Here is a 12,558-nt window from a genome sequence, read left to right on the forward strand (position 1 = left end):
TCAATGGCTGAGAAACTCGTCATCATCGGCAATGGCATGGCCCCCGGCCGCATGCTGGAAGAACTGTTCGAGAGGGCACCCGGCCATTTCGACGTCACGATCTTCAACGCCGAGCCGCGCGTGAACTACGACCGCATCATGCTCTCGCCGGTACTGTCAGGCGAGAAGGCCTATGAAGACATCGTCATCCATAATGACGACTGGTACGCCGGCCATCGCGTGACGCTGCACAAAGGCGCCAGGGTCACAGAGATCGACCGCCATGCGAAGACGGTCACCGCGGCCAACGGCATCACGGTACCCTACGACAAGCTGGTCATTGCGACAGGCTCGCTGCCCTTCATCATCCCGGTATCAGGTCATCAACTGCCCGGCGTGTTGCCGTATCGTGATCTCGACGATGTCGACAACATGCTGAGGATCGCGCAAGGCAAGGGGAGGGCCATCGTCATCGGCGCCGGCCTGCTTGGCCTCGAGGCAGCCTATGGCCTGAAGCGTCAGGGCATGGATGTCACGGTCATCCACCTGATGCCGACCATCATGGAGCGCCAGCTCGACCCGGCCGCCGCCTATCTCTTGGAAAAGGCGCTCACCGAACGCGGCATCGAGATCATCACCAAGGCCAACACCAAGCAGATCCTGGGCACCGAAAAGGTCGAGGGCATCGAGCTGGAAGATGGCCGCGTCATTTCCGGCGACATGGTGGTGATGGCCGTTGGCATCCGCCCTGCATCGAGCCTTGCCAAGGACGCCGGGATCGCCGTCAACCGGGGCATCGTCGTCGACGACGGCATGATGACCTCGGACCCGAACGTGTTTGCACTTGGCGAATGCGCCGAACACCGCGGCACCTGCTACGGCCTGGTCGCGCCACTCTACGAGGCCGCCCGGGTTCTCGCCGATCGGCTGACCGGCGGGACCAGCGAATATCACGGCTCCGTCGTCAACACGAAGCTCAAGGTCACCGGCATCAATCTCTTCTCCGCCGGCGACTTCGCAGAAGCGCCTGATCGAGAGGAGATCGTTCTGCGCGATGCGTCTGCCGGCATCTACAAGCGCCTCGTGCTGAAGGACAACAAGATCATTGGCGCCGTGCTCTATGGCGAAACGGGAGATGGCTCCTGGTTCTTCGACCTGATGAAGCGCGGAACCGATATCTCTGAGATGCGCGACACCCTGATCTTCGGCCAGTCCTACCAGGCGGACACCCCGCTGGACCCTATGGCGGCCGTTGCAGCCTTGCCGGATGATGCAGAAATCTGCGGCTGCAACGGCGTCTGCAAGGGGAAGATCACGACGACGATCTCCTCCAAGGGCCTGACCTCGCTCGATGACGTGCGCGCCCATACCAAGGCATCCGCCTCTTGCGGCTCCTGCACCGGGCTCGTCGAACAGCTGATGGCTCTGTCTTTGGGCGATGCCTACAACCCCGCCGCCGTCACGCCGATGTGCTCCTGCACCGAACTTGGCCATGACGACGTCCGCCGTCTGATCAAGGCCAAGGGGCTGAAGACCATTCCGGCCGTCATGCAGGAGCTGGAGTGGAAGACCTCCTGCGGCTGCGCCAAGTGCCGCCCGGCGCTCAATTACTACCTCGTCTCGGATTGGCCGGACGAATATGCCGACGACTATCAGTCGCGTTACATCAACGAGCGTGTCCACGCCAACATCCAGAAGGACGGCACCTATTCCGTCGTGCCGCGCATGTGGGGCGGCGTCACCAATGCCGCCGAGCTTCGTGCCATCGCCGATGTCGTCGACAAGTTCGAAATCCCCATGGTCAAGGTGACTGGCGGCCAGCGTATCGACCTGCTCGGCATCGAAAAGGAAGACCTGCCCGCTGTCTGGGCAGATCTCGGCAAGGCAGGCTTTGTGTCAGGCCAGGCTTACGCAAAAGGTCTGAGAACGGTGAAGACTTGTGTAGGCTCCGACTGGTGCCGCTTCGGCACGCAGGATTCGACCGGCCTTGGCATCCGCATTGAGAAATTCATGTGGGGCTCCTGGACACCGGCCAAGCTGAAGCTCGCCGTATCCGGCTGTCCGCGCAATTGCGCCGAAGCGACCTGCAAGGATATCGGCGTGATCTGCGTGGACAGTGGCTTCGAGATCCATTTCGCCGGTGCCGCCGGCCTCGATATCAAGGGCACCGATGTTCTGGGCCTCGTGAAGACCGAGGACGAGGCGCTGGAGCACATCGTTGCACTCACCCAGATGTATCGCGAGCAGGGGCGCTATCTCGAGCGCATCTACAAATGGGCAAAACGCATCGGCCATGACGAAATCCGCCGCCAGATCATGGAGGATGCCGACAAGCGCCGCGCTTACTACGACCGCTTCGTCTTCAGCCAGAAATTCGCCCAGGTCGATCCGTGGTCGGAGCGCGTCTCCGGCAAGGACAAGCATGAGTTCAAGCCGATGGCGACCATCAACTACAATCAGGCTGCGGAGTGAGGCGATGAACGGAAACTGGATCGCAATCGGGACGATCGACGACATCCCGCTGCGTGGCGCACGCTGCGTGAAGACCCCCCAAGGCAAGATCGGGGTGTTTCGCACCGCCGAAAACGAGGTCTTCGCCATCGAGGACCATTGCCCCCACAAGGGCGGCCCGCTCACGCAGGGCATTGTCCACGGCAAGGCAGTGACATGCCCACTACACAACTGGGTCATCTCGCTGGAAACCGGCCGGGCGCTCGGGGCCGACGAAGGCGAGGTCAAGACCATTCCGGTCCGCAATATCGACGGTCATCTCTCCATCATGCTCGAAAGCATGATGGCCGCAGCCGAGTAAGTGGGAAGATCAACGCGCGGAGCCGCAGACATGTCCTGTGAAACCAAGACGACCTGCCCCTATTGCGGTGTCGGCTGCGGCGTGATCGCCGCAGTTGACGACGAGGGGAAGGTCAGCGTGCGGGGCGATCCGGACCATCCCGCCAATTACGGTCGTCTCTGCTCCAAGGGCGCGGCGCTCGCCGAAACGCTCGACCTCGAAGGTCGCGCGCTTCATCCGGAAATCCATGGCCAAACCACCGGCTGGGACGAAGCGCTCGATCTTGTTGCCTCGACCTTCCAGCGGACGATCGCCGATCATGGCCCCGATTCCGTCGCCTTCTACCTCTCCGGGCAGTTGCTGACCGAAGACTATTACGTCGCCAACAAGCTGATGAAAGGCTTCATCGGCTCCGCCAATATCGACACCAATTCCCGCCTGTGCATGGCCTCCTCGGTTGCCGGCCATCGCCGTGCCTTCGGCGCCGATACGGTGCCCGCCTGTTACGAGGACCTGGAGCTCTCCGACCTCGTCGTCCTGGTCGGCTCCAACATGGCCTGGTGCCATCCCGTCCTCTATCAGCGCCTGGTGGCGGCCAAGGCTGCCCGTCCTACCATGAAGGTGGTCGTGATCGATCCCCGCAGAACCGCAACCAGCGATATCGCCGACCTGCATCTCGCGGTCCGGGCGGACGGTGACATCGCCCTTTTCAACGGTTTGCTCGCCTATCTGGCGGAAACAGGCGCGATCGACGAAAACTATGTCGGAAAGCACACCTCCGGGTTTGGCGAAACGCTGCTCGCCGCCTCGCGCGGAAGCATGGCGGATCTCTCCGATGCCACCGGCGTCTCCGGTATGCTGCTGCGCCAATTCTTCCGCCTTTTCGCCCAGACTGAGAAGGTCGTCACCTGCTACAGCCAGGGGGTCAACCAGTCCTCCGTCGGCACCGATAAGGTCAACGCCATCCTCAACTGTCACTTGGCGACAGGCCGGATCGGTCGACCCGGAATGGGGCCGCTGTCACTGACCGGCCAACCCAATGCCATGGGCGGGCGCGAGGTCGGCGGGCTCGCCAATATGCTCGCGGCCCATATGGCGATCGAGAACCCAGAGCACCGCGAGCGCGTGCAACGCTTCTGGAAATCGCCTGCAATCGCGGAGAGACCCGGCCTCAAGGCTGTCGACATGTTCGAGGCGGTGGCCGATGGGCGGATCAAGGCGATCTGGATCATGTCGACCAATCCGGTTGTCTCAATGCCTGATGCCGATGCGGTGAAGGCAGCCTTTGAGGCCTGTCCCTTCGTGGTCGTCTCGGACATCCAGAAAGATACCGACACGGTCCGTCTCGCCCATGTCCTGCTTCCGGCCAGCGGCTGGGGCGAAAAATCCGGTACGGTGACGAATTCCGAACGGCGGATCTCTCGGCAGAGGCCATTCCTGTCTGTTCCATGCGAGGCCCGCGCCGACTGGTGGCAGTTGGCTGAGGTCGGCAAACGCTTGGGCTTCGGTGCCGATTTCGACTATCGCGGTCCTGCCGATATCTATGCCGAGCATGCGGCGCTCTCCGCCTTCGAGAACGACGGCGAACGGGATTTCGACATCGGTGCGCATGCCGGAATTGTCGACCTCGACTACGATGACCTCGCACCGTTCCAATGGCCTATGCGTCAAGACGGATCGAAGGCTGCCCGTTTTTTCGCGGATGGTGGCTTCTTCACTGCGGACCGAAAGGCGCGCCTCGTGCCTGTTGCGACGCCTGCGCTTGAAGAGGCGGATGAGCGCTATCCCTTCACCCTCAACACGGGCCGGATCCGCGATCACTGGCATACGATGACACGGACGGGGAAAAGCGCCCGGCTGTCTGCGCATATTGCTGAACCCTTCTGCGAGATCCATCCGGGGGACGCCGCGAGCGCCGGCATCAGTGATGCCGATCTCGTCTGTGTCGAAGGCGCAAACGGCAGATCGATCATCTTGCGAGCCCTGCTGACCGAACGGCAGATGCGCGGCGCGATCTTCGTGCCCATGCATTGGACGGGCGAGACAGCACCCAGCGCCCGTGTCGACACTCTCGTCTCCTCCCGCGTCGATCCGACCTCCGGCCAACCGGCGTTGAAGATGTCCCGCGCGTCCGTCACCCGCCACGCGGCGAAGGCCCATGGCTTCCTGGTATCGGCGAGCCGTCCACTCGACCTTCCATTCACCTACTGGGCGATCGCGAGAGCCGAAGGCGGCTACCGCGTGGAATTTGCCGGAGACCCGCCCGCCGAGGGCTGGGAGACCTGGCTGCGGCGCAGCCTGCAGCTTGAAGATGATCATGAGTTCTCCGGTTACATAGACCAGCGAGCCGGTGACCACCGCCTGCTCGCCTTCGAGGGAGAGAGGCTTGTGGCTGGTCTGTTCGTCTCTTCGGACCCTGTTTCGGTGTCGCGGCAATGGGCGGTCGATCAACTCACGGAAAGCCATCCGGATCGCAGTGCGCGCTCCATGCTGATTGCCGGTCGACCGGCTGCCGGCCGACCCGACAAGGGGGCGATCGTATGCTCCTGCTTTTCGGTCGGCATCAACCAGATCAACGCGGCCGCACGAAGCGGCTGCCGGTCGGTCGAAGCCATCGGCGTTGCCTTGAATGCCGGAACGAATTGCGGCTCGTGCCGCCCCGAAATCAGGAGGATCCTCGATGCGACGCAACCCATTGCCGCCGAGTGACGGACAGGAGCGCATTTCGGCGCTCGCCAAGCTTCCGGTGTTCTGGAACCTTGCCGGCAAACGGGCGGTCATTGCGGGAGGATCGGATGGCGCTGCCTGGAAGGCAGAGCTATTGCAGGCCTGCGGCGCTGCCGTCGAGCTCTACTGCGAAACCGATGATCTCGGCGAGACGATGACAGCGCTGATCGAGCGGACATCCCTGATCCACCATGCCCATCCCTGGCATTGCGGCATCTTCACCGGGGCCTCGCTGGCGCTCGCCGACTGCGAAACCGAGGACGAGGCGCGTGCCTTCTTCTGTGCGGCGCGTGCGGCGGGCGTGCCCGTCAACGTGATCGACAAGCCAGCCTTCTGCCAGTTCCAGTTCGGCTCGATCGTAAATCGCTCGCCGGTGATCGTCTCGATCTCCACCGATGGCGCTGCCCCCATCCTCGCCCAGGCCATCCGCCAGCGGATCGAGACACTGCTCCCTCCATCTTTGAAGCAATGGGCAAGCCTTGCTCAGTCGTTGAGAGAAGCAATCAATCGCCGTCTGGCACCGGGCGGGCCAAGGCGTCTTTTCTGGGAACGCTTCGTTGCCCGGAGCCTTTCGACCAACGAACCGCCAAGGGAAGGGATCGCCGACGATCTGCTCGCCACGGCGGAGCAGATCGCAACTGAGCCGCGCGCCGGTTTTGTGACCTTGGTCGGCGCTGGTCCAGGAGATCCTGAGCTTCTGACGCTGAAAGCCATGCGGGCGCTGCAGGCAGCCGATGTCATCCTGTTCGACGATCTCGTCTCGCCGGAGGTTCTGGAACTGGCCAGACGCGAGGCGAAACGTTTCCTCGTCGGCAAGAGGGGCGGTCGAGAGAGCTGCCGTCAGGATGACATCAACGACATGATGGTGCGCTTCGCGAAATCAGGCAAACGGGTGGTTCGGCTGAAATCGGGTGATCCGATGATCTTCGGTCGCGCAGGAGAAGAGATCGCACGGCTGGAGAGCGAGGGAATTGCCGTGGATGTCGTGCCGGGCATCACCGCAGCCTCGGCCATGGCGGCGTCGCTCAAGACGTCGCTCACCCACCGTGATTACGCCCAGCAGGTCCGTTTCGTCACCGGCCATTCCCGGCACAACGAACTGCCTGGAACTATCGACTGGGGCTCACTCGCCAGGCCGAACCAGACTTCGATCTTCTATATGGGGGGACGCATGGCTGACCAGATATAGCAACGCCTGAGGGACAACGGCATGACGTCTGAAACGCCTGTCGTCATTGTCTCCTCAGTCAGCCGCCCGCAAGAACGTCGCTGGGCAGGCTCTCTTGGACGCCTAGCAGATGCCATGCGGACAATCGGCGTCGACGAACCTGTTCTGATCGGTGTCGGCGCAGTGTTCAGCCGGCGAGCCGAAGCTACGGTTCTCAACCACGAATCCCTTTCTCAGGAACAGAGGTTCGGGCCCATTTGACCAACGTGAGCGAACGCCTTTTTGAAGTACTAGCGCTGTTGCCGTTTTGGGCGCGCCAGAGCTAGCGTTCTAGAGGGTCTCCAGCCGATTTTGCGAGACCCGTTTTAAGCACGAGGAGTGGCCTGAAGAACAGTAGCCAGGATTGCGCAAGTTGAGAACGCGTCGCTTTTTCGCCAAGAGCGACCGTGGAAGCCATCTTTGTGCTCTGGCTTGGGCCGACGCCAACATGCCGGAAGAGCGGCAATTATTTCCGCTTTTGGTTATCCAGGTTTCTGTGATGCTCGGTTGAATGGTCAGGGCCAAGGGCCCTCATTGGGTAGCTTGGACCCGCTCGTGTTAAGCCTGCCACGGCGTTGCATCGGACTTCGACGGAAGGAAACAAAGCTCCACGCGTGCGCCTTCCCCCAAACGAGAGGTGATCCTGACTTCACCACCAGACTGGCGGACGAACCCGTAGACCATGGCGAGCCCGAGGCCGGACCCTCCGGTTTTCGACCTCGTGGTGAAGTAGGGTTCCAACGCTTGGTCGAGGACTTCGGGCGACATACCGACACCTTCGTCGATGACTGCGATGGTGACCGTGTTTACCTCGCCCCGCGCTTCAATACGGACTGTTCCGCCATCCGGCATGGCGGCCGACGCGTTGAGGCAAAGATTCAGAATGGATTGCTCGAGCAGCGCAGGATCAAGGCTAACGGTTGGCAGATTTGCTGCGAGCTCCAGCTCCAGACGATTGCGGGCGCCAATTGCCATTTCCAGAACATCAGCCATCCCTTGAAGGATCGTGGCGATGTCTATCGAGGCAGGACGTATCTGCTGCTGGCTGCCGACGGATAACATGCTGGAGGCGAGTGCGCGCCCTCGTTCAGCGGCCTTTCGTATGCGCCCGAGGTGGCGCTTCTGCCGTTCGGTGAAGCCCGGTTCGCGCTCCAGTAGGCCAAGGCTTCCGGTGATGATGCCGATCATGTTGCCAACCTCGTGGCTTACCTGATGAGTCATGCGCATGACCACATCCAGGCGCTGTGCGCGGGCCGCCTCGATCTCCTGGCGATCCATGGCCGTCACGTCGCGGGCGAGCAGGACCACGCCGCCGTCAGGTTGCCTTGATGCAGAAATCTCCACCACCTGGTCGTCGATGAACCGGTGCCGCAGCATCTGACGCTCAACGAGCGAGCCGCTCTCGTTTTCGGTGGGCATAAGAAGGGGATCGATCTCAGGCACCGTTCCAACGAACCGGCGCAGCGACATCTTTCGCGAGGATCCCGTTTGGCGCATCAGTTCGATGATGCGACGGTTCATGGTGATCGGTCGTCCCGTCGGATCGAAGAGGGCTATGCCTTCATTCATCGTCCGGAAAGTGGATCGGATAGTCCGAGCAGCCGCTTCTGCCGTGCGTCTCAGACGGGACACGCGATCGACGCTCTCCTTGAAAGCGCGAAAGGCGTCAAGCAAGCGGATCAGTTCCGTCTCAGTCCCGGAATAAACGGGCGGCCCGACATTTTCCTCTCCGCGAGCCAGCGCGTTCATGCCGCGCGAGAGGTCACCTATTCCGTGTGAAACGCGCATTACCGAGCGGATGGACAGAATGGCAAGGATGACGACCGCGAAGGATGCAAGCACGATCATGACAAGCAGTTGGCGCAATGCGCTTGATGTGGCTTCGAGATTCTGGTTCAGCGCGCTGGCGACGAACGCACTCTGGGTTTCGGTCGCATGCGAGAGGTCGCGCGAGACGGTGTGCAGGCGTGAGACCGATGCGCGGATGGTGAACATCTCGAGGAGGTAACGGGTCTGTGCCTCAAAAATCCGTCGATAGGGTTCCAGTTGCTCAGGCGAGACCCTTAGATTAGGGCCTGGCACCACCATTCGGACGGTTGTCTCGGCCACGAAGCGTCGTTGAAGTTCGCCAAGCTGGAAGAGACTGTCCGACGTGGAGGCTGATTGTGCGATGTCGTTCAGACGTTGCCGTAGCTCCTGATCCTGAATGGCGCGAGCCGTCGCGATCTCTCCGAGTGCGACGGCCGCTTCGGCCTTGTGTACCTGTGCGGCATCTGCATTTGCCGCAAGCGCCAGTGTCTTGGCCTCGATGCTCTCAAGCAGTTCGATGATCCGGTGCGCGCCGGTGCCTGGCATGCCAGCGCCCGGCCTATCCGGTGCCATGGTCTGAAGAAGTGTGCCTACCTGGGCAACCACGGCGCGGCTTTCACTCGAGACACGGTAAGGGGACGTTGCATTCATCAGGAAAGGCGCGCTCGAAACGAGGTCGGAAACCTGCCTTGAGACGAGCGAGGCCTTAGCGAGACTTGAGAAGGCCTGCACGCTGTAAGCCGACATTTCACTGCGCGCCCTCTGCAGACCATAGATGGCGACGGTCGACAGGAGGAGAACCGAGACGCAGATGAAGGCGATTGCGAAGGGCAATCGAAAGGCGATGGACGAGAGGAAGGCGCGGTTGATCAAGGCTGGGATCCAGCATCGTCGGTGTGCAAAACATAGCCCTTTCCGCGTCGCGTTTGGATATGGCATGGCAAGTCCGGGTTCTGCTCTATCTTACGCCTGAGACGCAGCACCAGAACATCGACGTTGCGATCAACGAAACGATCGGAGTCTGCCCCCATCCGGTCAAGAATGTGCGCGCGGCTCACGGGCGTGTTCGGCGTCTCGGCGAGGATCTCAAGCAGGGCAAACTCTGCTGCCGTTAGCGTCTTCGTCGGATCGGCGAGGCAAACGGCACGGCGTTGACCGAGATCGACGGCCCATTCGCCAAGCCTGAGCGCCGTTGACGGCTGTTCGCGCTCAAGCTCCCTGTCGTGGCGCAATTGGGGATGGGTACGACGGAGAACGGCCTTTATGCGGGCGGTGAGTTCGTTCGGTTCGAACGGTTTGACGACATAGTCATCCGCCGCCATTTCCAGTCCCAGCACCCGATCGGTCGCACTTCCCGCTGCTGTCACCATGACGATACCGACATCGGTCTGTGCCCTCAAACGCTGCGCGAAGGCTCGGCCCGAAAGGCCCGGCAGATTGTGGTCGACCAGAACCAGCTGAACTGTTTCATGCTGCAATCGCTCCTGTGCCGCCTCGGCAGAGGGGGCCGTCAATGGTATCCAGCCTTCTGCCTCCACCAGATCACAGATGAGCTCCGCCATATCCGGATCGTCCTCGACGATCAGAATTTTCACCTTCTGGTTCAACACGTTGCAGTCCTCCCGAGGGTATCATAACCGGGCCTGGCGAAAACGCCAAAGACTTGGTGGTTATCGGCAAACGTCACAATTGTAATATTTGCAATCTCTGCAACGGGTGACGACGTCGCGGTGAAAGATCGGTAACCATTCTCCGGGTTGCCAGCCCGGGCCGATATGGACATGCTTCGGTCATTGGAACGGGGAGGTTCCAAGGGAGGACGACGTGAAGTTATTGACCGCCATAGGCGCCGGTGTACTTGTGACCTTGGCCACGGCGACTGGTTCCCAGGCAGGAGACACGCTGAACATTCTCTGCGGTGTCGACGAGGTCTGGTGCGCCGTCATGGAAAAGACCTACGAGGCGAGGAGCGGCCTGGCCATTAACATGCCGCGGATGAGCACCGGGGAGATACTCGATTACGTCAGGGCCGAGCAGGATGCGCCGACGGTCGATGTGTGGTGGGGCGGAACTGGGGTCACGCACCTTCAGGCCGCCTATGAAGGCCTCCTTGAACCTCATCGTCCCCAACAGGAGGCAGACCTTCTGCCCTGGGCACGAAATTTCTTCTCTCTGTCCGGCGGCACATCCGTCGGCCTCTATGCTGGCGCGCTCGGCTTCGCCTACAACGCGGAGCTTCTTGCGTCTGCCGGTCTGCCAGCACCCAATTGCTGGAAGGATCTCGCCAAGCCGATCTATCGCGGCCATATCCTGTCAGGAAACCCGCATTCGTCAGGCACCGCCTTCACAACGCTTGTGACGCTCGTGCAGTTGCTCGGCGAAGACGAGGCGTTTGGCTATATGCGCGAACTCGGACGTAATATCACCGAATACACAAAGGCCGGAGCAGAGCCGGTCAAGGCTGCGGGCAGGGGAGAGATCACGATCGGCATCTCCTTCATGCACGATGCCGTCACGCAAAAGGAAGCGGGTGCTCCACTCGTCATCGTCGCGCCCTGCGAGGGCACCGGCTACGAAATCGGAGCGGTCAGCATCGTCAAGGGCAGCCGCCATCTGGAGGAGGCGCGGCGCTTCGTTGATTTTGCGCTGAGCCCGGAAGGGCAGGCGACCGGCGCTGCCGCGGGCCAGAACCAGGTGCCATCCAATGCCAGGGCCGTGCTGCCGCCCGCCGCTCCCGATATCTCGATGATCAAGATGGTGGACTATGATTTTGCCACCTTCGGATCACCCGAACAGCGAAGTCGACTGCTGAGCCGCTTCGATAGCGAGATCAATCCGACCAACTGATTTTTCTACAACTGGACCGCCGCTGAAAAGGTGCCGTCTCGGCATCACCGCCGAAGGCTTGTCCATTTTTCTCGACTTCCATCAGACGCAAGCAACAGGAGGATACCCATGCGACTGACAATACTCTCCACTCTACTCTTCGCCGGCACCAGCTTGAGTGCGGGTTCGGCTCTGGCTGCCGGTGAACTCAACCTCATTTGCGCTGCCGACGTGGTCATCTGCGAACAGATGCAGGGCGATTTCCAAAAGGCCCATGACATCAAGGTCAACATGGTGCGCATGTCCTCTGGCGAGGCCTATGCCAAGATCCGAGCCGAAGCCCGCAACCCCAAGACCGACCTCTGGTGGGCCGGCACCGGCGACCCTCATCTCCAGGCCGCTTCCGAAGGGCTGACGGAAGAGTACAAGTCGCCGATGTTGGACCAGTTGCAGGACTGGGCTAAGAGCCAGGCCGAAAGCTCGGGCTTCAAGACCGTCGGCGTCTACGCCGGCGCGCTCGGCTGGGGTTACAACACCGAGATCTTCAAGCAGAAAGGCTACAAGGAACCGACTTGCTGGGCCGACCTCCTTGCTCCCGAGCTGAAGGGCGAGATCCAGGTGGCCAATCCCAATTCGTCTGGAACGGCTTACACAGCGCTTGCCTCGCTCGTGCAGATCATGGGTGAAGACAAGGCCTTCGAATACCTGAAGGCGCTGAACGCCAACATCTCGCAATACACCAAATCCGGCTCCGCGCCGGTCAAGGCGGCTGCCCGTGGCGAGACCGGCCTCGGTATCGTCTTCATGCATGATGCGGTGGCCCAGACTTCCGAGGGCTTCCCCGTCAAGTCGATCGCACCTTGCGAAGGCACCGGTTACGAGATTGGCTCCATGTCGATCGTCAAGGGCGCCCGCAACATGGAGAATGCCAAGGTCTGGTACGATTGGTCGCTGAAGCCTGACGTGCAGTCGCGCATGAAGGACGCCAAATCCTTCCAGCTTCCATCGAACAAGAGCGCCGAGATCCCCAAGGAAGCCCCACGCTTCGAGGACATCAAGCTCATCGACTACGACTTCAAGACCTATGGCGATCCTGAACGCCGTAAGGCACTGCTCGAGCGCTGGGATCGTGAGATCGGCGCTGTCGCAAACTGATCTTTGCGTCGTACTGTCGGCAGCCTTTAGGCTGCCGACCCCCTTCTGCTCTCTTCTTAATTTC

The 12,558-nt window shown here is 61.3% G+C and carries 7 protein-coding genes and 1 pseudogene; 6 read left to right on the plus strand and 2 right to left on the minus strand.

Annotation, left to right across the window (positions count from 1 at the left end):
- Positions 1–3: 3 nt before the first annotated feature.
- The 4 genes and pseudogenes from nirB (at position 4) to cysG (ending at position 6,926) form a co-directional block, all read left to right on the plus strand.
- Positions 4–2,451 carry a nitrite reductase large subunit NirB gene (gene nirB / locus IP85_RS05600; RefSeq protein WP_054148697.1) on the plus strand — a complete coding sequence of 816 codons (2,448 nt, stop codon included), beginning with the start codon at positions 4–6 and terminating at the stop codon, positions 2,449–2,451.
- Between the two features lie 4 nt (positions 2,452–2,455).
- Positions 2,456–2,791 carry a nitrite reductase small subunit NirD gene (gene nirD, locus IP85_RS05605; RefSeq protein ID WP_054148698.1) on the plus strand — a complete coding sequence of 112 codons (336 nt, stop codon included), beginning with the start codon at positions 2,456–2,458 and terminating at the stop codon, positions 2,789–2,791.
- 30 nt (positions 2,792–2,821) lie between these two features.
- The gene (locus IP85_RS05610) at positions 2,822–5,479 is read left to right on the plus strand and encodes a nitrate reductase (protein WP_054148699.1); all 2,658 of its coding nucleotides are present in this window, start codon (positions 2,822–2,824) and stop codon (positions 5,477–5,479) included.
- A pseudogene (gene cysG, locus IP85_RS05615) lies at positions 5,451–6,926 on the plus strand (siroheme synthase CysG). The gene IP85_RS05610 and the pseudogene cysG overlap by 29 nt, the downstream one beginning before the upstream one ends.
- 336 nt (positions 6,927–7,262) lie before the next feature.
- On the opposite strand, the gene IP85_RS05620 reads toward cysG, so the two are convergent.
- Both IP85_RS05620 and IP85_RS05625 read right to left on the minus strand, forming a co-directional pair.
- The gene (locus IP85_RS05620) at positions 7,263–9,386 is read right to left on the minus strand and encodes an ATP-binding protein (protein WP_054148700.1); all 2,124 of its coding nucleotides are present in this window, start codon (positions 9,384–9,386) and stop codon (positions 7,263–7,265) included.
- Positions 9,383–10,123, minus strand: a complete 741-nt coding sequence (locus tag IP85_RS05625; protein ID WP_054148701.1) for a response regulator transcription factor — start codon at positions 10,121–10,123, stop codon at positions 9,383–9,385. The genes IP85_RS05620 and IP85_RS05625 overlap by 4 nt, the downstream gene beginning before the upstream one ends.
- Positions 10,124–10,373: 250 nt before the next feature.
- Here IP85_RS05625 and IP85_RS05630 point away from each other — a divergent pair, with 250 nt between their 5' ends.
- Both IP85_RS05630 and IP85_RS05635 read left to right on the plus strand, forming a co-directional pair.
- Positions 10,374–11,360 (plus strand): ABC transporter substrate-binding protein, encoded by a 987-nt coding sequence (locus IP85_RS05630; RefSeq protein ID WP_197277991.1) that lies wholly within the window; start codon positions 10,374–10,376, stop codon positions 11,358–11,360.
- A gap of 108 nt (positions 11,361–11,468) precedes the next feature.
- Positions 11,469–12,494 carry an ABC transporter substrate-binding protein gene (locus tag IP85_RS05635; protein WP_054148703.1) on the plus strand — a complete coding sequence of 342 codons (1,026 nt, stop codon included), beginning with the start codon at positions 11,469–11,471 and terminating at the stop codon, positions 12,492–12,494.
- Positions 12,495–12,558: the final 64 nt, after the last annotated feature.

This window comes from Rhizobium sp. AAP116 (assembly GCF_001295785.1).
Taxonomy (GTDB): domain Bacteria; phylum Pseudomonadota; class Alphaproteobacteria; order Rhizobiales; family Rhizobiaceae; genus Allorhizobium.